This window comes from Rhizobium sp. TBD182 (assembly GCF_001950375.1).
In the GTDB taxonomy this organism is placed as follows: domain Bacteria; phylum Pseudomonadota; class Alphaproteobacteria; order Rhizobiales; family Rhizobiaceae; genus Agrobacterium; species Agrobacterium tumefaciens.
Window position 1 is genome coordinate 110,080 of sequence record NZ_BDLN01000008.1, and the last position, 23,963, is coordinate 134,042.

20 protein-coding genes are annotated in these 23,963 nt (G+C 59.2%); 16 read left to right on the plus strand and 4 right to left on the minus strand.

From position 1 onward, the window contains the following. The first annotated feature begins 7 nt into the window (after nt 1-7). On the plus strand, nt 8-850 hold the full coding sequence (locus T18_RS20835) for an amidohydrolase family protein (RefSeq protein ID WP_038494846.1): 843 nt from the start codon (nt 8-10) through the stop codon (nt 848-850). Nucleotides 851-934: 84 nt separating this feature from the next. On the opposite strand, the gene T18_RS20840 is transcribed toward T18_RS20835, so the two are convergent. Beyond that, nucleotides 935-2,161: an MFS transporter gene (locus T18_RS20840; protein WP_025595119.1), complete on the minus strand. Its 1,227-nt coding sequence runs from the start codon at nt 2,159-2,161 to the stop codon at nt 935-937. A 121-nt stretch (nt 2,162-2,282) separates the two neighbouring features. Between T18_RS20840 and T18_RS20845 the strand changes: the two genes are divergently transcribed. The 9 genes from T18_RS20845 (at nt 2,283) to T18_RS20885 (ending at nt 12,204) form a co-directional block, all read left to right on the plus strand. After that, a complete protein-coding gene (locus T18_RS20845; RefSeq protein ID WP_003518207.1) occupies nt 2,283-2,873 on the plus strand; it encodes a TetR/AcrR family transcriptional regulator in 591 nt (196 codons plus the stop codon). Nucleotides 2,874-3,168: 295 nt separating this feature from the next. Continuing rightward, nucleotides 3,169-4,206, plus strand: coding sequence for an NAD(P)-dependent alcohol dehydrogenase (locus tag T18_RS20850; protein WP_019566879.1), 1,038 nt, complete (start codon nt 3,169-3,171; stop codon nt 4,204-4,206). 378 nt (nt 4,207-4,584) lie between these two features. Then, entirely contained in the window at nt 4,585-5,469 is an 885-nt protein-coding gene (locus T18_RS20855) for an AraC family transcriptional regulator (RefSeq protein WP_003518205.1), read from the plus strand. Nucleotides 5,470-5,564: 95 nt separating this feature from the next. After that, the gene (locus T18_RS20860; protein WP_013762239.1) at nt 5,565-6,476 is read left to right on the plus strand and encodes an ABC transporter substrate-binding protein; all 912 of its coding nucleotides are present in this window, start codon (nt 5,565-5,567) and stop codon (nt 6,474-6,476) included. Between the two features lie 71 nt (nt 6,477-6,547). Further along, a complete protein-coding gene (locus T18_RS20865; protein WP_013762240.1) occupies nt 6,548-8,050 on the plus strand; it encodes a sugar ABC transporter ATP-binding protein in 1,503 nt (500 codons plus the stop codon). After that, nucleotides 8,040-9,017 (plus strand): ABC transporter permease, encoded by a 978-nt coding sequence (locus T18_RS20870; protein WP_003518202.1) that lies wholly within the window; start codon nt 8,040-8,042, stop codon nt 9,015-9,017. Before T18_RS20865 ends, T18_RS20870 begins: the two co-directional genes overlap by 11 nt. A gap of 38 nt (nt 9,018-9,055) precedes the next feature. Then, entirely contained in the window at nt 9,056-9,787 is a 732-nt protein-coding gene (locus T18_RS20875; protein ID WP_013762241.1) for an SDR family oxidoreductase, read from the plus strand. Nucleotides 9,788-9,812: 25 nt separating this feature from the next. After that, on the plus strand, nt 9,813-11,423 hold the full coding sequence (locus tag T18_RS20880) for an FGGY-family carbohydrate kinase (RefSeq protein WP_038494851.1): 1,611 nt from the start codon (nt 9,813-9,815) through the stop codon (nt 11,421-11,423). A gap of 55 nt (nt 11,424-11,478) precedes the next feature. After that, nucleotides 11,479-12,204, plus strand: coding sequence for an SDR family oxidoreductase (locus tag T18_RS20885; RefSeq protein ID WP_038494854.1), 726 nt, complete (start codon nt 11,479-11,481; stop codon nt 12,202-12,204). Nucleotides 12,205-12,269: 65 nt separating this feature from the next. Here T18_RS20885 and proP read toward each other — a convergent pair whose 3' ends face one another. Together proP and T18_RS20895 are read right to left on the minus strand one after the other, a co-directional pair. Continuing rightward, the gene (gene proP, locus T18_RS20890) at nt 12,270-13,790 is read right to left on the minus strand and encodes a glycine betaine/L-proline transporter ProP (RefSeq protein WP_025595114.1); all 1,521 of its coding nucleotides are present in this window, start codon (nt 13,788-13,790) and stop codon (nt 12,270-12,272) included. Nucleotides 13,791-13,975: 185 nt separating this feature from the next. Then, nucleotides 13,976-14,272, minus strand: coding sequence for a PRC-barrel domain-containing protein (locus T18_RS20895; protein WP_003518197.1), 297 nt, complete (start codon nt 14,270-14,272; stop codon nt 13,976-13,978). 215 nt (nt 14,273-14,487) lie between these two features. On the opposite strand from T18_RS20895, the gene T18_RS20900 reads away from it, so the two are divergent. The 4 genes from T18_RS20900 to T18_RS20915 all read left to right on the plus strand — a co-directional run bounded on the left by T18_RS20900 (nt 14,488) and on the right by T18_RS20915 (nt 19,406). Continuing rightward, nucleotides 14,488-15,327: an inositol monophosphatase family protein gene (locus T18_RS20900; protein WP_038494857.1), complete on the plus strand. Its 840-nt coding sequence runs from the start codon at nt 14,488-14,490 to the stop codon at nt 15,325-15,327. 53 nt (nt 15,328-15,380) lie between these two features. Beyond that, entirely contained in the window at nt 15,381-15,989 is a 609-nt protein-coding gene (locus T18_RS20905) for a dual specificity protein phosphatase family protein (protein WP_038494860.1), read from the plus strand. Beyond that, a complete protein-coding gene (locus T18_RS20910; protein WP_038494863.1) occupies nt 15,983-17,665 on the plus strand; it encodes a metallophosphoesterase family protein in 1,683 nt (560 codons plus the stop codon). Before T18_RS20905 ends, T18_RS20910 begins: the two co-directional genes overlap by 7 nt. Before the next feature lie 97 nt (nt 17,666-17,762). After that, nucleotides 17,763-19,406, plus strand: a complete 1,644-nt coding sequence (locus T18_RS20915; protein ID WP_038494866.1) for a Na/Pi cotransporter family protein — start codon at nt 17,763-17,765, stop codon at nt 19,404-19,406. Nucleotides 19,407-19,454: 48 nt separating this feature from the next. On the opposite strand, the gene T18_RS20920 is transcribed toward T18_RS20915, so the two are convergent. Next, nucleotides 19,455-20,441, minus strand: coding sequence for a LacI family DNA-binding transcriptional regulator (locus T18_RS20920; protein ID WP_003518188.1), 987 nt, complete (start codon nt 20,439-20,441; stop codon nt 19,455-19,457). Nucleotides 20,442-20,959: 518 nt separating this feature from the next. On the opposite strand from T18_RS20920, the gene T18_RS20925 reads away from it, so the two are divergent. Continuing rightward, entirely contained in the window at nt 20,960-22,813 is a 1,854-nt protein-coding gene (locus T18_RS20925) for an ABC transporter permease (protein WP_038494868.1), read from the plus strand. Beyond that, nucleotides 22,813-23,946, plus strand: coding sequence for an ABC transporter ATP-binding protein (locus T18_RS20930; protein WP_038494871.1), 1,134 nt, complete (start codon nt 22,813-22,815; stop codon nt 23,944-23,946). The genes T18_RS20925 and T18_RS20930 overlap by 1 nt, the downstream gene beginning before the upstream one ends. Nucleotides 23,947-23,963: the final 17 nt, after the last annotated feature.

Here is a 23,963-nt window from a genome sequence, read left to right on the forward strand (position 1 = left end):
GGACGCCATGGATCTGATCGATACTCACCAACATCTGATCTTGCGAGGCAAGCTCGGTTATGCCTGGACACGAGGGGAGCCCAGCCTTGCGGGAAGCTTCACCCAGGCTGATTACGCAGCGCTTGTCGAGGGATGTGGCGTAGTGGGTACGATCTTCATGGAAAGCGGGGTGGATGACGGCGACTATCAGGCTGAGGCTCGCCTCATCGCCAGCATGATCGGCGAGGGTGGCTTGCCGATGTTCGGCCAGATCGCCAGTTGCCGACCGGAAACGGATAATGGTTTCGAAGCTTGGCTGGAGGAGTGCCGCCACCTCAACGTGGTCGGTTTCCGGCGCATTCTCCACGTTATGCCCGACGACCTCAGCCGCGAGGAAAATTACCGACGAAACGTGCGCACGATTGGAAAGGCCGGATGGCCGGTCGATCTGTGTTTTCATTCCCGCCAGCTTGCCATTGCCGCCGAACTTGTCGGGGCCTGCCCCGATGTGCGCTTCATGCTCGACCATTGCGGCACGCCGGACATTGCCGCAAACGATTTTCGGGAGTGGAGCGGGCGTATGGCCGACTTGGCGACGCTGCCCAATCTCTTCGTCAAACTCTCCGGCATCACCGCCTATTGTGCACCGGGATGCGCGACGCTGGAAAGCGTGACACCCTATGTGGAAACCGTGCTCAACCTGTTCGGACCTGAGAGAATGGTCTGGGGCGGCGACTGGCCGGTGGTCGATCTCGGCTCGGGTCTACCGGAATGGATCGGTATGACGAGTGAGCTTCTTTCGACGCTCTCGCCCGACGAGCAGGCATCGATCGGCCACCGCAATGCCAGACTGTTTTATTTGGCGACATAGCGTGCAGCTTTTCATGCCGATTGTGCATTGCGTCGGCCGGATATGCCAAGAAGCGCGCCGGCGCGCGCTTCATACGTCTGTGCTTTACTCGGCTGGCTGCACTGCGGTTGTCGTCGCAGAGCGGTTGGTCTCTCCAGAAAGGCTGCGCTGACCGAGGCTGATAATGGTGACTGTCGACAGGGTGGCGGCAATCGATACCCAGAAGCCGTTGCTCGGGCCGAAATTATCGATCACCCAGCCGGAAATAAAGGCGCCGAGCGCCATGCCGATACCGATGCCGGTCATCACCCAGGTCACGCCTTCCGTCAGCATCGATTCCGGGACGCGGCGCTCGATCAGGCCAAATGCCGTGATGAAGATGGGAGAGATTGCAACGCCGCTGAGGAATACGGCGAAGGCAAGCAGGGAAACTGTCGTGCTTGCAAAGAGGAGCGGCAGCGCGGTGAGCGCAAGGACGCTGACGGCGATCAGCAATTGCCGTTGCAGCGGCATTTTGGGGTTGATCGCGCCCAGAAGCAGGCCGACGACAAACGAACCGATGGCATAGACGCCGATGACGAGGCTGGCAGCTTCCGGTTGACCGAGTTCTTTGGTGATGGCAACTGCACTGACCTCGGCTGTGGCGAAAGTCGAGCCTACGAAGATCAGGGCGACCGTGATGATCTGGACCGAACGCAGCCGGATAGCCGAATGTTGCCTGCTGCCACTTTCAACCGCGCGTACCTTGGGTTCGGTCGATCGTTGCAGCAGAAAGGCAAAGGTACCGAGTGCCAGCGAGGCGGTGCTGATCATCATACCTGCTTCCGGAAAGAGTGAGACCGCGAGACCAACGGAGAGCGAGGCGCCGGCTATGTAGACAAGTTCGTCGGCGGCGGATTCAAATGCAAACGCAGTGTTCAGCTCAGGCCGGTCACGGAAGATTTCCGTCCAGCGGGCGCGCATCATCGCGGGAATACTCGGCATGGCCGCGGCGAGGAAGGCCGAAAGAAAGAGCGTCCAGGCAGGCCATCTCTGGTTGGTCGCGATAATCAGGATAGCAAAGGCGATGACCGATATGATGGTGGCCGGGACAAGGACGCTGCTCTGGCCCTTGCGGTCCACCAATCGGGAAATCTGCGGCGCGACCGCGGCATTGGTCAGCGCGAAGGTTGCCGAGACCGCACCGGCAAGCCAATATTCACCATGGGTCTGGGAAAGCATGGCGACGATGCCGATCGGTGCCATCGCAATCGGAAGACGGGCAAAGAAGCCTGCGGCGGAAAAGCCTTTGGCGCCCGGAGCCCGGAAAATTTCTCTATATGGATTAGACATCGGGATGCACCTTGTTTAGGGAGTATCCACCACAAACATACGTGGCGTATGCAAATGAAATAATTGCATACGTCGCGTATGTCAACTAGTATACGCGACGTATGTAGAATTCGGAGAAAAAATGCGCAAACCTCGCAGTGAAATGATTGCCGAGACGCGGGCGAAGCTTCTGGTCGCTGGCCGCAAGGCATTTGGCAGCATCGGCTATGCCGAAGCTTCGATGGACGACTTCACTGCCGAAGCAGGGCTGACCCGCGGCGCGCTCTATCACCATTTTGGCGACAAGAAAGGCCTGCTGCTGGCGGTTGTGGGTGAGATCGACGCCGAGATGACGAAAAGGCTCTGTGACATCTCGTCTAGGGCCGCGACGCGTTGGGAGGGTTTTGTCGAGGAAAATGTCGGTTACATTCTCATGGCTCTGGAGCCGGAAATCCAGCGGATCATGTTCCGTGATGGACCGGCCGTTCTCGGCGACCCTTCACGCTGGCCAAATGCCAATGGTTGTATCTCGGCCGTTGCGCGAAGTCTCGATGCACTGAAGCAGGAAGGGACGATCGTCGACATTGATCCGGAGGCCTGTGCGCGTTTCATCAATGCGGCGAGCAGCAGTGCAGCCCAGTGGATCGCGAATTCCGACGACCCCGAAACGACCTCGAAACGCGCCGTCGACAGTTTCCGCACCTTTCTGGAAGGGCTGAGGATCACACGCTGATCCGCTTGTCGCCGGTTCTGCGTACACATCAGGGTCAATCTCGTTCCGGCTGAGTGGGTAACCCCGAGCAGGCGATATTCCCTGAAGCGCGCTGAGCGAATCGTGCTGTCTCTCTCCCCCGTAGACTCGTTAACGCGCCAGGGATGATAAGAAATTGCGGGCTCATCGATACAGTTTTTCCTCCTTGAAGAAAAACCGGCCGATCCGGCTGATTTCTGTTTACTTTTGTCGAAATTGCAACGCATCACGCTGTTTGAATTCGCTGTAAGGCCTTTCGCAAACTACGGAGGATGAGATGAAAGCACTGGTGCTGGAAGAAAAAGGAAAGCTCTCGCTCAGGGAGTTCGACATTCCCGGCAAGCTCGGACCCAAGGATGTGCGCATCCGTACCCATACCGTCGGGATTTGCGGCTCGGACGTCCATTATTACACCCATGGCAAAATCGGCCATTTCGTTGTGCATGCGCCGATGGTGCTGGGCCATGAAGCTTCCGGAACGGTAATCGAGACCGGTGCCGAGGTTGCGCATCTGAAGCCGGGTGATCGCGTCTGCATGGAGCCGGGCATTCCCGATCCGACCTCGCGCGCATCCAAACTTGGCATTTACAATGTTGATCCGGCGGTCAGCTTCTGGGCAACGCCACCCGTTCACGGTTGCCTGACACCGGAAGTCATTCATCCCGCCGCCTTTACATACAAGTTGCCCGACAACGTTTCCTTTGCCGAAGGCGCCATGGTGGAACCCTTCGCCATCGGCATGCAGGCAGCGCTCAGGGCGCGTATTCAGCCCGGCGATGTTGCCATCGTGACGGGCGCCGGTCCGATCGGCATGATGGTTGCGCTGGCGGCGCTAGCCGGCGGTTGCGCAAAGGTGATCGTTGCCGATCTTGCCCAGCCGAAGCTGGATATCATCGCAGCCTATGACGGCATCGAGACCGTCAACATCCGCGAACGTGACCTGTCGCAGGCCGTGGCTGATGCGACGGATGGCTGGGGTTGCGATGTCGTTTTCGAATGCTCTGGCGCTGCACCCGCCGTGCTCGGTATGGCGAAACTCGCACGTCCCGGCGGCGCCATCGTCCTCGTCGGTATGCCGGTCGATCCGGTGCCGGTCGATATCGTCGGCTTGCAGGCAAAAGAGCTGCGGGTAGAGACGGTTTTCCGCTACGCCAATGTGTATGACCGTGCGGTCGCTCTCATCGCGTCCGGCAAGGTCGATCTGAAGCCGCTGATCTCCGCGACCATTCCCTTCGAAGACAGCATTGCCGGTTTTGATCGTGCGGTGGAGGCAAGGGAAACGGACGTGAAGCTGCAAATTCTGATGCCGCAATAATCCCTTCCGGCAAGCCGCCTGCCGATGCAGGGGCGTCAAAAACCCTTCGGAAAAGTATAAGCTCGACCTGCCGGTGATCGGCGGGTCGAGCTTCAAAAAATCATCACATCGATCTTTAAGATGCGCATTTTCTGGGCGTATGGCGTGCAACTGCGCGAAAAAATGGGCGCAACCGCTGGCTTAGTTGTCGGCGGATGCACGGCACTCTTCAATTTCTGACAAAAAACAGTCAAAAAAGTATCGGTAATTTCCCCGGTATGATGTGGAAGTAAATGTGCCGCAGGCCATATGCTCCCCATCAACGCCTGGGACGAGCCATAAAGAGGAATGGCTTTGCTCCGCGAATACGGCGGACGTGACCGATGGGAGGAAACATCGATGCAGCCCGATCTGGAACTGGTACATATCCGCAAGGGCGAATCCTTCGCCGCCTGGCGGCATGGCTATCCGTTCCGCACCGTGCGCTGGCATTACCATCCCGAATATGAAATTCATCTGGTCGTGGCGACGTCAGGCACGTTCTACATTGGCGATTTCGTCGGTCGCTTCGGCCCGGGCCAGCTAATCATGACTGGCCCAAATCTCCCTCAAAACTGGATCAGCGAGATCGAGCCGGACGAGATCGTTCCCACGCGCTCTCTCGTCATCCAGTTTCCGGAAGCTTTTATCGAGGATGCCTGCGCTTCCATGTCCGAGATGGAGGTAGTTCGCGCCCTTCTGGACCGCAGCCGCCGCGGCATTCTGTTCGACGATGAGACCAGCGATCGCGTTCGCCCGCTGATACTGCGTTTGATCGAGGCGCAGGGGTTGAAGCGTCTTGCGATTTTTTGGGAAATTCTCGATCTGCTGGTCAATGCGCCGGCGCCCGAGGTGCTGGCGAGCCTGAGCTACGAGCTGGACCTGACGGGCATCGGCGATAGCGGCATCAACCGCGCCTTGTCGCATCTGCGCCAGCACCTGACCGAACAGGTCGAGGAAATCGATCTGGCCGACATGGTTGGCCAGAGCCAGAGTGCCTTCTCCCGTGCCTTCAAGCGACATACGGGAACGACTTTGGTGCGCTATCGCAATCAGCTGCGCATCGATCTGGCCTGCCAGATGCTTCTGGTGGATCAGGACGTGAAGGTGGCGGAAGTCTGCTACGACGTGGGCTTTTCAAACCTTTCGAATTTCAACAGGCATTTCCTGAAGCTGAAGGGAATGTCGCCATCGAGGTTTCGTACGGTATTCGCGGCCCAGAAGGCAGCGGTCATGGCGGATTAAACCAAGATACATCGCGATTTTTCACCAATTCGGGCAGAGGACTGTCCGGAAACGGGCTCTTATTGCCCAGATTTTCCAAACGGGAGGAAGTTACTATGAGAATGAAATCCAAGTTCCTGATGGCATCGGCCGCACTTGCAATGATGGCCGCTCCGGCATTGGCACAGGACAAGCTGAAAATCGGCATGACGTTCCAGGAACTGAACAACCCCTATTTCGTCTCCATGCAGGAAGCGCTGAAGGAAGCCGCGGCAAGCATCGGCGCTGATGTTGTCGTCACCGACGCCGGCCACGATGTGGCAAAGCAGATTTCCGACGTGGAAGACATGCTGCAGCAGAAGATCGACATCCTGCTTCTGAACCCGACCGACAGCGCCGGCATCGAAGCCGCCGTGCACGCTGCCAAAGCTGCCGGCGTGATTGTCGTTGCTGTCGACGCCAACGCAAACGGCCCGGTCGACACCTTCGTCGGCTCGAAGAACCGTGACGCAGGCTACAAGTCTTGCAAGCATCTCGGTGATGCGCTCGGCGGCAAGGGTGAAGTTGCAATCCTCGACGGTATCCCGGTCGTGCCGATCCTGCAGCGCGTCGAAGGCTGCAAGGCAGCGCTTGCCGAATTTGCCGACATCAAGCTTGTCGACACGCAGAATGGTCGTCAGGACCGCTCCGTTGCGCTCGGCGTCGTTGAAAACATGATCCAGTCCCGTCCGAACCTCGCCGGTATCTTCTCGGTGAATGATGGCGGCGCAATGGGTGCACTCGCTGCGATCCAGGGCTCCGGCAAGGACATCAAGCTGACCTCGGTTGATGGTGCTCCCGAAGCTGTGAAGGCAATTGCCGACGGCGGCCCTTTCATCGAAACGACTGCGCAGTTCCCGCGTGACCAGGTGCGCGTTGGCCTTGCCATGGCGCTTGCCCAGAAGTGGGGCGCCCGCGTCGTTCCGAAGGAAGTACCGATCGACGTCATGGTCGTTGACAGCAAGAACGCCGGCGACTTCAGCTGGTAAGAATTCCTCCCCAGGTTCCGTCCCCGCCTCGTGTGGGGGCGGGACATGTCCCGACCATCGAGGAGGGTAAAATGCTGGAACTGAATGGAATAAGAAAAAGCTTCGGCAAGATCGAGGTCCTGCGCGGCGTTGACCTGCAGGCGCGCGCCGGCGAGGTGCATGCGCTTCTGGGAGAGAACGGCGCTGGCAAGTCGACATTGATGAAAATCCTGTGCGGCATTTTGCAGCCCTCGGAGGGCACGATCCGCATTGACGGAAAGGACCGCCGCTTCGCCAATTACGATGAGGCGATTGCCGCCGGTATCGGCATCGTGTTTCAGGAATTCAGCCTGATCCCCTATCTCGATGCAGTTGAAAACATGTTTCTGGCACGCGAAATCCGCGGACCGCTGCGCCTGCTGAACAAGCGCGCGATGCGTAAACGTGCCGCCGAAATCATGAGCCGTCTGGCCGTGGACGTTCCGCTCGATGTGCCGGTGCACCGCCTTTCCGTTGCCCAGCAGCAATTCGTGGAAATTGCCAAGGCGCTTTCACTCGATGCCCGTATTCTCGTTCTCGATGAGCCGACTGCGACGCTTACCCCGTCCGAGACCGAGCATCTCTTCAAGGTCATGCGCGAGCTGCGGCGTCAGGGTGTCGCTATCATCTTCATTTCCCATCATCTCGAGGAAATATTCGAGATCTGCGACCGCATCACCGTCCTGCGTGATGGCGAACTCATCGGCTCCTGCCTCACCTCTGACGTCGATAATGACCGTCTGGTGGAGATGATGGTCGGCCGGCGCATCGAGGCCAATTTTCCGCCCAAACCGAAGATCGATACAGCTGCGCGCAACGTGATCGAGGTCGAAGAGCTTCAACTGAAAAAAGGCGGGCCGGTCTCGCGCTTTACCCTGCGGCAGGGTGAGATACTCGGTTTTGCCGGGCTTGTCGGTTCCGGGCGCACGGAAACGGTGCTGGCCATGCTTGGCGCGCATTCCGCTTCGCGCCGCAAGATCAAGGTCGATGGCGTCGAGACCCGCTTTTCCGGCCCGGATGAGGCGCTGATGCGCGGCATTGGCCTGCTGCCGGAAAGCCGCAAGGAAGAGGGTCTGATCACCAGTTTCTCCATCCTGCAGAACATCTCCCTCAACAACTATCGCAAGTACCAGAAGGCTCACTGGTTTATCGACCTGAAAAAAGAGCTGGAGCACACGAAAAAGGCGATGGCGCAGGTTCAGGTCAAGGCACAGGGACCCTATGCCCGCGTGGACACGCTGTCCGGTGGAAACCAGCAGAAGATCGTTATCGCCCGCTGGCTGAACCATGACATGCGCGTCCTGATCTTCGACGAACCGACGCGCGGCATTGATGTCGGCGCGAAGGCGGAAATCTATGCGCTGATGCGCGAATTCGCAGCCAAGGGCTATTCGATCATCATGATCTCTTCGGAGCTGCCGGAAGTGATCGGCATGTCGGACCGCGTCTGCGTGTTCCGCTCCGGGGGCATCGTCGCCACCGTCGAGGGCGCAGACATCAATTCAGAAACAATAATGACAAACGCCACCACCGGGAGGGTTGAACATGTCGCTTGATGCAAATACCGGCATTGCCGAAAAGACGAGCGGTTTCGGCCTTGGCAGCATGCTGCGCTCGCCACTCGCCCTGCCTCTGGCGGGCCTGATTGTCGTATCGATCCTGATGGGTCTTGCGAGCGACAATTTCTTCAGCGTGAACAACATCATGAACGTGCTGCGACAGGTTTCAGTCGTGGGCATTCTGGCCGTGGGCATGACATTCGTCATCCTCACAGGCGGCATCGACCTGTCGGTCGGCGCGGTCATGGCGCTTGTCGGCACGCTGTCTGCAGGCCTGATGGTGAATACCGGCCTGCCTGCGTCGCTCGCCTTGCCGGCCGGGCTGTTCATCGGACTTGGCATCGGTATCTTCAACGGAGCACTTGTCGCCTGGGGCAAGATGCCGGCCATCATCGTCACGCTTGCGACGATGGGAATGGCGCGCGGTCTCGGCCTCATCTATTCCGGCGGTTATCCCGTCAGCGGCATTCCGAGCTGGATTTCCTGGTTTGGCGTCGGCCGCGTTGGCGTCGTGCCGGTGCCTGTTATCATCATGGTGGTGATTTACGCCGTGGCCTGGGTGCTTTTGCAGCGTACGGCTTTCGGTCGTCACGTCTATGCACTCGGCGGCAACGAGTTGGCCGCGCGCCTCTCCGGCGTCAAGACCCGGCGCGTCAAGCTTGCCGTCTATGGTATCTCAGGCGTGACGGCAGCGCTTGCAGCTCTCATTCTGACCGGCCGGCTGATGAGCGGACAGCCCAATGCGGGTGTCGGTTTCGAGCTGGATGCCATTGCGGCCGTGGTTCTCGGCGGCACGGCGATTGCCGGCGGACGCGGGCTCATTCTTGGTACCCTTATCGGCGCGGTGCTGCTCGGCATCCTGAATAACGGCCTCAATCTCATGGGTATCAACCCTTATCTGCAGGATGTCATCAAGGGCGGCATCATTCTGCTCGCCATCTATATCGGGCGCGACTGGCGTTGAGCCCACACGTCATATCTTCAAAGAAGCAGGAGAATTAAATGTCTGAATTGCTGCAAGGCAAGATCGCGGTCATCACCGGCGCCGCGTCCGGTATTGGCCTCGCCACCACCGAGGCGCTACTGGAAAACGGTGCAACCGTCGTCATGGTCGACTGGAACGAGAAAGCCCTGAATGAACTTGTCGGTAAACTCGGCAAGCGCGCCATCGCGCAAGTCACGAACCTTCTGGATGCAGACAGCTGCAATGCCATGATCCCGGAAATCCTTGAGAAGGTCGATCACATCGATATTCTCTACTGCAACGCAGGCACTTATATTGGTGGCGATCTCACCGAAACCACGCCGGAAGCCATCGACAAGATGTTGAACCTCAACGTCAATGCCGTGATGAAGAATGTACAGGCCGTCGTGCCGCACATGTCGGAGCGCAAGACCGGCGACATCATCGTCACTTGCTCGATCGCCGGACATTTCCCGACCTATTGGGAGCCGGTCTATTCGGGTTCGAAATGGGCGATCACCAGCTTCGTGCAGGGCATGCGTCGCCAGATGATCCCGCATGGTGTGCGCGTCGCGCAGGTCTCTCCCGGCCCGGTCGTCTCGGCCCTTCTGGCAGACTGGCCGGAAGAAAATCTTCGCAAGGCCAAGGAATCGGGTAGCCTCATCGACGCGAGTGAAGTGGCCGATGCGGTTGTTTACATGCTGACCCGCAAGCGCACCGTCACCATCCGCGACATGCTGGTGCTGCCCACCAACTTCGACCGCGTTTAAACTACACTCCCAAGGAGTACCGCAAATGGCTTCCTACCTGATTGGCGTCGATGTCGGTACCGGCTCTGCCCGTGCCGGTGTCTTTGATGTGGCGGGCAGGCTTCTCGCCACCGCCAAGCGCCCGATCACGATGCATCGCGAAGACGGCGGCATAGCCGAACAGTCGAGTGGTGAGGTTTGGAAAGCCGTTTGCGACAGCGTGCGGGAAAGTGTCTCGCGCGCCGGCATAGATCCCGCAGCCGTGGTTGGCATTGGTTTTGATGCCACCTGCTCGCTCGTGGTGCGCGGGCCTGAGGATGAGACCCTTCCGGTCGGCGCGCCGGATCATCCAGAGCGCGATATTATCGTCTGGATGGATCACCGCGCCGTCGAACAGGCGGAGCGGATCAATGCGGGCGAACATGCCGTTCTGAAATATGTCGGCGGTCGGATTTCCCCGGAAATGCAGACGCCCAAGCTGCTCTGGCTTCGCGAAAACAAGCCGGACATCTATGCGCGCGCCGAGCACTTCTTCGACCTGACGGACTTCCTGACCTGGAAAGCCTCAGGAGCGCTTGATCGTTCCGCCTGCACGGTTACCTGCAAGTGGACTTATCTCGCCCATGAGGAACGTTGGGATGCGGAATATTTCACCCGTATCGGGCTTGGCGATCTGGCGGAGCAGGGATTCCGCCGTATCGGTGAAAGCGTCGTTCATCCAGGCACGGCGCTGGGTAATGGTTTGACCGATGAGGCCGCAACAGCCATGGGGCTGGTTGCTGGAACCGCCGTTGCCGCCGGTCTGATCGATGCGCATGCCGGGGGTGTCGGCACGGTGGCTGCGGGCGGCGATGCTTCGCGGTGCCTCGGTTACGTCTTTGGTACCTCTTCCTGTACCATGACAACCACCTCGGAGCCGGCTTTCGTGCCGGGTGTTTGGGGTCCCTATTATTCCGCCATGGTTCCCGGCGCGTGGCTCAATGAAGGCGGCCAATCCGCCGCCGGTGCGGCCATTGATTATCTGGTGCAATTGCACCCGGCATTTTCAGAGGCAAAGGCGCTTTCCGAAAAAGAAGGCAAGTCATTACCTGCATGGCTTGCCGACCGTGCATTGGCTTTGGCCACGTCTGCTTCCGCTGCCGTAAAGATTGCCGAGGATTTTCACGTGGTGCCGGAGTTCCTCGGCAACCGCGCGCCTTTCGCCGATCCTCATGCCCGTGCCGTCATTGCCGGTTACGGCACCGAGACGGGGGTGGATTCGCTTGTCGCGCTTTACGTGGCGGGGCTTCTCGGCCTCGGTTACGGGCTTCGCCAGATCATCGAGACGCAGGCGCGTCATGGCGCTCCCGTGGAAACGATCAGTGTCAGCGGCGGCGCGGGCGCGCATCCGCTTGCCAGACAATTGCTGGCGGATGCGACGGGGCTCCCGGTTGAACTCACCGAATGCGAGGAGCCGGTGCTTCTGGGATCGGCAATGCTCGGTGCGGTTGCTGCCAAGGCCTATCCCGACCTGATTTCCACAATGCCCGCCATGTCGCGTATTGCCAAATATTCGGCACCGGACGCTGCATTCAGTCAAGTGCACCAGTCACGCTACGACGCGTTTCTGGCACTGCAAAATGCGGCGCGCGCCATTCGTTCCGCAAACCATTCCTGAAGCGCCACACGCTTCCATCGTCCGGCCGTCTTGGCCGCAAAATAAAGAGGATTCCATGCAGTTTTCCGGAAAATCCGTCATCATCACCGGCGCAGGCAAGGGCATCGGCCGTGCCTGCGCTATCCTGATGGCCGCGCGCGGTGCTGAGGTCGTGGCAATCAGCCGGACCCAGTCCGATCTCGACAGCCTGAAAAGCGAAATCGGCGGACGCTCGATCCGTGTCGATCTCGCAGATGTGGCGTCGACGCGGGCCGCGATGGCCGAAGCGGGTCCTTGTGATTTTCTCATCAACAGCGCTGGCATCAACGTGCTCGAAAGCGTGCTTGATATGAGCGACGAAGGTTATGAGGCCGTGCTCGGCATCAATCTGCGTGCCGCGCTCGTCACCTGCCAGGAATTCGCCCGTGCCCGCATCGCAAAGGGCGGCGGTGGCGCAATCGTCAACATCACGTCAATTGCCGGTCATCGCGGTTTTCAGGATCATCTCTGCTACGCGGCCTCGAAAGCGGGGCTTGAAGGCGCGACCCGCGTTCTTGCCAAGGAACTCGGGCCGCACGGCATCCGTGTCAACGCCGTCGCACCAACCATCACGCTGACTGAACTGGCTGCCGAAGCATGGAACGATCCGGCCAAGAGCGCACCAATGATGGTTCGCCATCCGCTGCAGCGCTTTGCCGAGGCCGAAGACGTGGCACAGAGCATCGCACTGCTTCTGTCAGATGATAGCAGCATGATTTCCGGCGCGGTGTTGCCCATCGATGGCGGGTTCCTCGCCGTCTGACGTTCAAGGGATGCGCGGGCTGCAAATGCATCGCCGCGCATCCTGTTCCAGGACTGGATATCCGCTCAGGTCAGATCCGGATGTCTGCCAACCAGCTGGTTGCGTTTTGCCTGAAGAATTTCCTTCTGTTCTTCAAGTTTGAGCAATTCGTCGTCTATCTCCTCGACGCTTTTCTCGATGTGCAGATATTGCTCTGCAAGAAGCGACTTCGCTTCCTTTCGGCTAGACGCATTCGGCGTGTCGCCATAAAGCGGCCGGTTGGCGGTTTCCTTGAGGAAAAATGTCGTCACAATGCCGAAGATGGCCGCGACCATGAGATAGTAGGCCGGCATATAGATATTTTCCGTTACCTCCACCAACCATGCAGTGAGTGTCGGCGTGAGCCCGGCAACGATGATCGAAATATTAAACGCGATAGCCAGCGCGCTGTAGCGGATGCGGGCCGGGAAAAGGGCCGGGAGGGTGGATGCCATGATCCCGATCAGGCAGTTAAGTGCGACCGCCAGGATGAGCAGGCCGAAGAAAATCTGAACAACCTGCCCGCTGGCGATGAGATGAAATGCCGGCAGTGAAAGAAACAGGATCGCCGTGCTGCCAACCGCCAGAAACGGCCTGCGTCCGATCCGGTCGCTCAAAAGCCCGATGGCGGGCTGGACGAACAGCATGCCGACCATAACCGCGATGATGATGAGGACGCCATGGTCCTCGCTGTAATTCAGCGTCTTCGAAAGATATGTCGGCATGTAGGTAAGCAGCATGTAATAGGTGACGTTGGTCACGAGGACCATGCCTATGCATATTGCCAGCGAGCGGGAATGTTGGCTCACGATCTCGGCGATGGGAACCATGGGGCGCTCTTTCAGCGACTGCCGGTCTTCTTCTTCGGAGCGCTGCAGGCGTTCGGTGAAGGCTGGTGTTTCTTCTGCCGCGTGGCGCAGATAAAGCCCGATCAGCCCGAGGGGTGCCGCCAGAAAGAACGGAATGCGCCAGCCCCAGTCGAGGAACTTGGCTTCACCCATCGCGGTGCTGAGCAGCACGACGAGCCCCGCGCCAAGCACAAAGCCGGCGATGGAGCCGAAGTCGAGCCAGCTTCCAAGGTAACCGCGCTTCCGGTCAGGCGCGTATTCCGCCACGAAAATGGCCGCACCGGTATATTCGCCGCCAACGGAAAACCCCTGGGCAAGCTTGCATAACAGCAACAGAATGGGTGCCCATATGCCGATGGTGGCATAACCGGGGATGAGGCCGATACAGAAGGTGCTCGCGGCCATGATGATGATTGTCAGGGAGAGGACTTTTTGACGCCCGAATTTGTCGCCCATGGCGCCAAAAAATACGCCCCCCAAAGGGCGGATGAGGAAGGGGACGGAGAAGGTTGCGAGCGCCGCCACCGTTTGAACGGCGGGTGACGCGTCAGGGAAGAAGACCTTGCCGACGGCATAGGCGACGAAGCCGTATACGCCGAAGTCGAACCACTCCATCGCGTTACCGAGAGCGGCTGCCGTAACTGCTTTTTTGACCTTCTCGTCATCGATGACGGTGACGTCGTCGATGCTCAGCGGAGTGGCCTGTATCTGGTTGTTCAATCACTGTCCCCCTGAACTGCATTGCGCCCGAATTTTTTGAGCGCCATGAAAATGCTCGATACGCTTAAGCGTTCCATCGGTCGGCAGAACAATCGGGCCTTAGCTCATCTTATGGGGAGTATGGGCGGGGTCGCCCGACAGGAGAAAAAAGAACGCCCGGCTGGTAGCCGGGCGTTTTTTAAAGATTAGTGGTGATGCTCAGGCATTTCCTTGAGCTGATCCTTAGTCCACGAAGTAATCGCGTGGACATCGCCGTCTTCATCGCGCATGAAATCGAGATCGCTGAGCGGTACGGCGACGGGCTTTGCGCCGATGCCGAGAAAGCCGCCGACGTCGATGATCGCGGTGCTTGCCGCGCCGACGCCATGGACATGATCGACCTTGCCGACCTTGTGGTCATCTGCGCCATAAACTGTTGCACCTTCCAGAACCGACGGGGTCAGTTCGGTTTCAACGAGGCGTACGTGATTGGCGTGATCCATTTTTCTTCCTCCTGCTTGGGTTGCGATATGGAAACTCCCGCAGTGCAAAACCGTTCCATCGCGTCTGGGGGATTTTGGGCTAAACCGGTTGTCTGAATGCTTAGGGGACTGGTATGAACTCCAGCGGACCGCCCGCCACAAAATCACGCTTGAAAAGATTGAACACGTGTGCAATATGAACGCGTGTTCAATCTTTTGAGGGATGGTTATTCCGCATGGACCTGATGCCTTATCCGGATACGTTGGCAGCCCGTGCCGAACTGTGCCGCAGCGTTATTCTTTCCGCCGGGGAACTGGTGCTGAAAGGCTTTCAGGGCGAGGCGACACGCAGCTTCTCGATGAAGGGCCCGCAGGACTTTCTGACGGTGACGGATGCAGCCTCAGAAGCGCATATTCGCGGCGCGATCTCTGCCTGCTTTCCTAAGGACAGTTTTTTCGGCGAGGAGGGCGGCGGTGTGATCGGTGATCGCGTCTGGGTCGTTGATCCCGTGGACGGCACCGCAAATTTCGCCCGCGGCATTCCGCACTTCTGCATCTCCATCGCCTATGTCGAAAACGGGCAAACCGAAATCGGCGCTATCTATAATCCGGCTCTGAATGAACTTTATTTCGCCCGACGCGGCGAGGGGGCAACGCGTAACGGGCAGCCGATCCAGGTTGCGCAGACGGAACGTTTCGATGCGGCCTCAATCGAAATGGGCTGGTCGACCCGTATCGAGAATGCCACCTATCTTGATGTCGTCAAGAACCTGCTCGATATGGGCACCAACGTGCGCCGCGCCGGTTCCGGTGCGCTGGCGCTTGCCTATGTGGCCGATGGCCGCTCCGATGCCTATCTCGAATTGCACATGAATTCATGGGATTGTCTTGCGGGACTGCTACTCGTCAGCGAAGCTGGCGGCGACGTCTGCCCTTTCCTGGAGATCGGTAGTCTTGAAAATGGCGGGCCGGTGCTGGCCGCAGCCAGCGGTGTTGCAAGCGGCGTCAGCCGGGCATCGAAGATACCTTTGGCAGAGCGGCAGCCTTCGGATCGGCAGCGGGCCGTATCGGCCTGAGTTTAGACGAGCGCCCGTCCGTGAAGGGTGCTTGGTGCATGTGGAGGAATGAGATGGATGGACCCGTTTATGCCCGGCCTGCGATCAGCCTGATTGCGGAAGGGCTCGGCCCGCGTAACGTTGCGCTCTATATCGGCGGCAGCGATGGTGCGAGCGACCTTGGGCTCCTTCACCGGCACGGCATTACCACCGTCGTCAACTGCGCCGTCAATCTGGATATCAATCTCGTGCAGGCGTTGGCGGAAGATGGCGACAGGTGCGCGGTGGGGTATGGCGACATCCGTTATTATAAGCTCGGTCTTATCGACGGCGAAGGCAGTCCGGACACGATGATGCTGGGGGCCTATTATATTCTCGACGGCGCATTGCGGCAGACCATGCCGAAGCGCGAAACCTATCCGTTCCCCGATGGCGGCAATGTGCTCGTCAATTGCCGCAGCGGCCGCAGCCGCTCGGTATCGCTGGTCGCGCTTTTCCTGCACAAGCAGCAGCCGCATCTTTACCCTAACCTCGACGATGCACTGGCTGTGATCCGCACGAAGCGGGAATTGCGGCCGGACGAATGGTTCGAGACACCGAAACCGATGCTTTATGCTGCTGCCCGCCGCGCTTCCGACTGGATCGATATGGTCGAAGGCAGAAAGACTGTCCAACCATGCTGAAACGCACGCTTCCTTCCGTCGCCGTCATTGCCGACGCCCATTTCCATGACACGGCGGCCGATTTCGGTTTTCCCGGCATAGAGGTCGATGGAGAACGCATCACCATGCGTAGCTGGTCGGATACACGCGAATCCACCCGTGTTTTCAACGAAAGCGCCGATGCGCTGCATGCTGCACTCGAAGAAGTGCGGCAGCGGGGCATTCGCCATGTGGTGCTGCTTGGCGACTATACCGACGACGGCCAGCGCGCGACATCCGAAACGCTGAAGGGTATTCTGGAGCGTCATCGTGATACCCATGGCACTGCCTTTTATGCGCTGCCCGGCAACCACGATATTTTCGGTCCGCGTGGCCGACATCATACCAAGGAGTTTCTGACGGAGAACGGCAAATGCCTTTCCGTTTCAAGCGATGCGCGGCGGGCCGGTGATCGGGTGGTGATCAGCGACCGGATGTATTGCGAAGGCTACCCCGTTGGCCTTGGCCCAATGGCGGCTTTCGGATATTTCCGCCAGCCGAACTATCTGCATTGGGAAACACCGTTCGGGCTTTCCGATGCGACGGAAGATCGTCTCTACGAGGTGCTTTCCCCCGATGGCACCAATATCTACCGGCTGATGGACGCATCTTATCTGGTTGAGCCGGAGCCGGGCCTCTGGCTGCTCATGATCGACGCCAATATTTTCGAACCGCTTGACGGCACTTTCGAGACGGGTGAGGAAGCGGCTTTCACCGACAGTACCTCTGGCGGCTGGAATGCGCTTTTGCGCTGCAAGCCCTTCATCATCGACTGGATTGCCGATGTGCGCGAAAGAGCGCAGGCGCTCGGCAAGACTTTGCTCGGCTTTTCGCACTATCCGGCGCTCGATCCCTTCGATGGCGCAAGCGGTGCCGAAAGTGCGCTGTTCGGCGAAACCAACGTGGTGCGTCGCACGCCGCGCAAGGCGGTTGAGGATGCGCTGGTTGAGGCGGGGCTCCAAGTCCATTTCAGCGGACATCTGCATGTGGAAGGCGTAACCCGGCGTGGGGAAGGGGAAACCTCGCTCACCAATATCGCTGTGCCGTCTCTGGTTGCCTTTCCACCCGCCTTCAAGGTCGTTCATCCCCAGCAGCACGAGATTTCCGTCGAGACGGTGGAAATGGCCGCGCTGCCGATAAACCGCCGCATTTGCCGGGGGTATGCGCAGGAAATGGCACTTGCGGGCGAGGATGAGGACCGCGCATTTGCGGCCGGCAATTATGGTGATTTCCTGCTTGGCCACAAACGCGCGCTTATCAGGCATCGTTATTTCACCAAGGAGTGGCCAGCCGGGATCGTGTCGGCGATTGCGGATAAAACCACATCCGAGGTTATCGGCCTGCTTGGTGAAAAAAGCCTTGCCTTGCATGATGTCGGGCTTTCCTCCGATCTGCCGATGTTCGAGCTTATTGCTGACTGGTATTGCCTGCGTCAGGGCGCGGGTCTGGCGCTTGTCCATATCGCGCCTCAACGGCTTTCCCTTTACCGGATGCTGGCGGAGCGGTTCGGCCGTGAGCCCGATCACCACGACGGTTCGGTTAAGAGTTTTATCGAAATCTTCTTCGGTGCCCTTGGGCTGTTTCTCGACCGTGCCGAAGGCGGTTTGCGGAATCTGGAGCTCCGTCTCACACCGCAACTCCAATCCGTTGCGGTGTGATCCGTAGGTTTTTTCGACGCAATCCGCGATGTGAACGGGGTAGATCAACGCCCCCTCGGGAAAGAGTGGCGGCAAGCAGGACAGGCGAGGTGATCTATTGGAATCGGTCGTTGTCAGCATCAATCTGTTCGGCGCGGTGGCGCTGCTGCTTTTCGGCCTTGGGCAGATCAAGGACGGAATGTCGCGTGCCTTCGGTGCCAAGCTTCGCATCGGGCTTGCCGCCGGTACACGGGGTGGGTTTCGCTCCTTCATCGCCGGTCTCGTGGCGACGATCGCCCTGCAGAGTTCGACAGCCACGGCGCTGATGGTTGCCTCCTTCGTTGAAAAAGACTTGATCGCACCGGCGATGGCGCAAATCGTGCTGCTCGGCGCGAATGTGGGTACTGCGACGACCGCGTGGATTGTCGCACTCGGTCTGGGCTGGCTGTCGCCGATGCTGATCCTTGCCGGTGTCATCCTGTTGCGTGGAAAGTCGGTGCAGCGGCAGGGTGCGGGTGCTGCCCTTGCCGGTGTCGGCCTGATGCTGCTTTCCCTGCATCTTCTTTCTGCGGCGACGGATCCGATCCGGCAGTCGCCGGCGCTTAACCTCTTCATTTCCATGCTCGGCAATGCCTGGCCGGTCGCGTTGATCTTTTCCGCGGTGCTGGCCGTGCTGGCATCATCGAGCCTTGCCATCGTCGTCCTCATCCTGTCACTTGCGGCAAGCGGCGGCATTGAAACAAGCCTCGTTATCGTGCTGGTACTCGGCGCCAATCTCGGCGGCGCGGTTCCTCCGGTGCTGGCGACGTTGAAGGCGCCGGTCGCGGCGCGCCGGGTGGCGCTTGGCAACCTCATCGTCCGGACCACCGGCTGTGTCGCAGCCCTGCCTCTTGCCGGGTACGGCGCGGCACTGCTCGACATGTCGCCTTTCTCGCACGCCAATCTAGCGGTAGATGCGCATCTCCTTTTCAATCTTGCTGTTGCCGCGATCGCATGGCCGCTATCGCCGTTGTTGCTGCGGATGACGACCGCGCTGCTGCCGGAAAAAGAGGGAACCGAAAGCCGCCGCAGCTATCTCGACAGTCATGATCTGGGTCAACCGGTTGCGGCGCTTGCCGGTGCAAGCCGCGAGGTCATGCTGGTTGGTGACCTGATCGAGCGCATGCTGCGTCAGGCGAATGACGCCATGCGCGACAGCGATCTTTCCAAGCTCAATGATATCAGTACGCTGGAAGGCCGGGTCGATAGTATCCAGCATGCCATCAAGGTCTATGTCTCGAAGGTGGGCCAGGACGGTTTGTGCCAGAAGGATCAGCGACGTGCGATGGATATCGTTGAATATGCCATCAATCTCGAACATATCGGCGATATCATCGAGAAGGGCATCCGCCCGGAAATCGCAAAGAAGATCAATCTTGGCCTCAGGTTTTCCGATGATGGCAAAAGCGAGCTGGAACGTCTATTCTCCATCACGCTCGACAATATCCGCATGGCGCAATCCGTTTTCGCCACCCGCAATGCCGACCTTGCCCGTCGGCTGGTGGAGGTGAAGGAAGATGTGCGACGGCTGGAAAAACAGTCATCGGAGCGACATCTCCAGCGCCTGCGCGACGGCCTGACCGACAGCATCCAGACAAGCTCAGTGCATCTCGACATGCTGCGCGATCTAAAGCGCATCAACGCCCATATCGCCGCCGTCGCACATCCGATCCTCGATGAAAGCGGTCTCCTGATCGAAAGCCGGATCAAGCAGGCGGTTTGAAGCCATGCCAGTAAAACGGCGCTGTGGTTTTTGCCCGGGAGTGCTCTTCTAGCGCGCGGTGATCCTTTCGACCATCTCAACGGGCACGACCTGAAGCCGGGTCTCGGGCTCGTCGCTGTCGAGGGCGGTCAAGACCTTCTCGGTCAGCGCGTCAAAGGATTGGGCAACGGTCGTCAGCTGATAGCTTTTCCAGCCCGCCTGCGGAATATCGTCGAAACCGACAATCGACAGGTCTTCAGGAATTCGGCGGCCCATCTCTAGCCTTGCTGCATCCATGAAGCCGAGTGCCAGCAGATCGGTCACGCAGAAGGCGCCGTCTATTGTCTTGTCCGTCAGCAACTCGCAGCCTGCCTGATAGCCGCTGTCATAACTCGTCGGACCGCCCGACCATGGAACGACCTCGATACCCTCGATGCTCATGCGCTGGGTGAAAGCGCCGGCGCGGCGCAGCTGTGCCGGTGTCTGGCTGCCGCTGGAAACGACCGCGACCTTCCGGCATTTAGCCGCCACAAGCCGCATGGCGGCGAGATCGGCGCCGTGGGAATCGTCGCTCAGCACCATGTTCGTATCGGTCCGGTCGAGGCGCTGGTTGATGAGGATGAGGCGCACGCCATTGGCAATGCATTCGTCTACGATAGAGGCTGGCGGCTCGCCGGAGAGTACGACGATGGCCTGCGCGCGAAACTCGAAAAGCAGTTCGATCAGCGGCGCGATATCCTTGCGTGCATCGGCCGCATTCAGCAGCAGACATTGCAAGCCGCGACGCAGAAGGCCGATGCTGAGGAGGTCGAGCTGTTTTGAAATAAACGGCGAGCTGAGATTGGCACCGACCACCCCAATGAGATTGGATCGGTCATTATTGAGGCCCTGGGCCAGACGGTTGACGCGGTAGCCAAGCTCATGCGCGGCTTTCAACACCTTGCGCCGGACGGCCTTCGATACGCTGCCGCCGGGGGTGAATGTGCGCGAGACGGCGGAGCGCGAGACACCAGCCTTTTTCGCCACCTCTTCGGCCGTCACGAACCCTCTCGCCATTCAACTTCCCCGTTGCAAAACCTCATGTCTGATATCACAGGCCATAAGGGCCGACTATTCCAATCGAAATATTTCAGGTGCGAAGCGCTCTTGCTGATGGAAGGCGGTTCTCGCTTTCGCCGGCAAATATATCGTCCTTTCCATTTTCATTCTGCGGGAAAAATTGACTGCTTGTGCGTCGATAAGAAAATTTGCAAAACACGTTCAATAAAACCGTTTAAAAACAATGGCATATATCAATGATCACGTGTGCATTTTTTCGTTGACAAAAGGCCGTTTAGGATGGATCATGCATTCCAAGGTTAAGCGCTATATGGAATATTTATTCCACGTTTCGCTTGCCGGCGATGTTTCCGGGAGGAGCTGGATCATCGTTGCTCGCGGGCCTGATGTGCCCGCTGCTGAAGCATTGACGCATTGCTCATGTTCGACGCACGCGCCGCCTGTTCCGCAGGTTGCGCGCAGGCAGATGCTTGCCGGCGTGTCGGAGCAATGTTGCGGCCATATGGGGAGGAATAATGGCTCTTTTAAGCGAATCAACGAAGGCGGAGGCACTGGGGCGTCCCACGGCGACCGCGCCTTCGGCATGGCAGGCCTGGCGATATCGCCTCAAGGTCGCGCTCAGGGAGCCGACGACGCTCATCGGCGTGCTGACGGCGTTACTTTTCACCTATCTGATCGTCGTTCCGATCATCTCTATCGTTCTGGATGCCGTCCGTGTCCAGTTCGGCCACGAACGGCGTCTTGGCAAGGATGTCGGTGACCTCACGCTCTATTATCTCGACAGGGCGTTCTTCTCGCCCGTCGCAACGGATCTTTTCTGGCATCCGCTCTTCAACACGCTCACCGTCGCTTTGGGGGCGATTGCGCTTTCGCTTGTTATCGGCACGGTGCTTGCCTGGCTTATCAGCCGCACGGACATGTTCGGTCGCCGCTGGTTCGCTACCGCGCTGATCGTGCCCTACATGCTGCCCGCATGGACCTTCGCTCTCGCCTGGACGACGCTGTTCAAGAACCGCACCGTTGGCGGCCAACCCGGCTGGTTCGAGGCGATGGGCCTTACACCGCCGGACTGGGTGGCCTATGGGCGCTTCCCGATCACCATCATCCTTGCCCTGCATTATACACCTTTCGTTATCCTGCTGTTCGGCTCGGCGCTGCGCCGCTTCGACTCGCAGCTGGAGGATTCGGCACGCATTCTCGGCGCTCATCGCTATCAGGTGGCTTTGCAGGTCATCCTGCCCTTGATGCGCCCGGCGCTGCTCTCTTCCATGGTGCTGATCTTTGCAAAGTGCCTTGGCGAATTCGGCGTACCCTATGTTCTCGGGCTTCCCGTGAAGTTCGAAGTCCTCTCGACATCGCTGTTCCGCAGCATCGCCTCGCGCCAGACCGGCGTTGCCGGTGTCGTTGCTGCCTCGATCATGCTCATCGGCATCATCACGCTGATGATCGATGCCCGCCTGGTTCGCGAAGCCCGCCGTTTCGTGACGATCGGCTCGAAGGGGTCGATGAACCGGCAAAGCCGCCTCGGCAAAATGCGTCTTCCGGCAACGGGCTTTGCGGCCGTTGTTTTCATTCTCAGCGTCGGCCTGCCTTTGCTCACCCTCGCTCTCTCGACCGTCATGAAGATGCCGGCCAAATTCACGTTCGACAATTTCACGCTCGATTACTGGATCGGCAGCAATCTCAACACGGTGGCCTTGCAGACCGGCGTTCTTTTAAGCCCCGATCTATGGGCAGCCGCGAAGAACACGATGATGATCGTTGGTCTTGCCTCGCTCGCATCTGGCGTCCTCGGCCTTCTGGTCGGGTATGTCGTCATCCGCACGCCGGTGCGCGCCCTGTCGGTCTATCTGCGTCAGGTCACGTTCCTGCCCTATCTTGTGCCCGGCATCGCCTTTGCCGCCGCCTATCTCTCGCTCTTTGCGGTTCCGCGCGGGCCGATGCCGGCGCTCTACGGCACGGTGACGATCCTTATCCTCGCACTGATTGCCGACCAGATGCCCTATGCCTCGCGCGCCGGTATCTCGGCCATGACACAGCTTGGAAAGGACCCGGAAGAGGCAGCACAGATTGCCGGTGCCGGTTGGTTCCGCCGCATGGTCTCGATCGTCATCCCGATCCAGAAGGGATCGCTGGTGACGGGGGTTCTCCTGCCCTTCATCTCGGGCATCAAGGGCTTGAGCCTGTTCGTGATCCTCGCGGTGCCGAGCACGGATGTTCTGACCACCTATTCGCTGCGGCTGGTCGACTACCACTATACGCAGGCCGCAAACGCCGTGGTGCTGATCATCGCTGGCATTGCCTATTTCGGTACCCTGTTGGCCCAGAAGCTGACCCGCACAAATCTTGCAGAAGGACTTGGAAGCTGATGCCTACCATCAACCTGCGCGGGGCGCAGAAGAACTACGGCGTGAATTCCGCAAATGCGGTTTCCGATCTCGATCTCGAAATCCGCGACGGCGAATTCATGTGCCTGCTTGGCCCTTCCGGCTGCGGCAAGACCACGACGCTGCGCATGATCGCGGGTCTTGAAAACCTCTCCGGCGGCGAAATCCGTGTCGGCGACAGGGTAATAGATTCCGTCAATGACGGCATATTCGTGCCGCCGGAAAAGCGCGAAATGGGGCTCGTCTTCCAGAGCTACGCGCTCTGGCCACATCTGACCATCGAGCGCAACACCGATTTCGGCCTGCGCCTGCGCAAGCTGCCGAAAGCCGAGCGGGAGGCACGCGTCGAGCGCGTCATGCAGGCGCTCGACATTGCCAAGTACCGCGACCGTTATCCGTCACAGCTTTCCGGTGGGCAGCAGCAGCGTGTGGCGCTGGCCCGCATGCTTGCCGTCAATCCCGGTGTGCTGCTTCTGGATGAGCCGCTGTCCAACCTCGATGCCCGGCTGCGGCTGGAAATGCGCGCCGAGCTGAAGCGGCTGCACAAGGAGTTCAAGACCACCATCGTCTTCGTGACGCATGACCAGTGGGAGGCAATGACACTTGCAACGACAATCGCCGTCATGAACGAGGGCACGCTCCAGCAGATGGGTACGCCGAACGATATCTACGACCGTCCGGCCAACCGCTTCGTCGCCGAATTCGTCGGCAGTCCGCCGATCAATATTCTGACCTTCGGCCAGCCCGGCGTGTCTGATATCGCCGACAATGCGGAGGCTTATTTCGCAACACGTTATCCGCAGTTGCGCGGCATCGCCTCGGTCGGCATGCGGCCGGAGGCGATGGGTTACGCGGCAAAGTCTGAGGATGTACCGCAGGGCAGCCTCTTCGGTCAAATGACGGTGACCGGCGTGCTTCCGACGGGCGGCAGCTGGATTCTCGAATTGAGGAGCGAGAACCACACGCTGTTCCTGACCACCCATGCCCTGCCGCGCGTCGATAGTGGCGACCGTGTGTTTTTCCACGTGCCTCCCGACGCCCTGCATGTGTTCGACGCAAAAGGGCAACGGATCACTGAAGCGGACGCCGTGCTGAGGAGCAGTAGCTACAACTGACAACGACGAAAAGACTG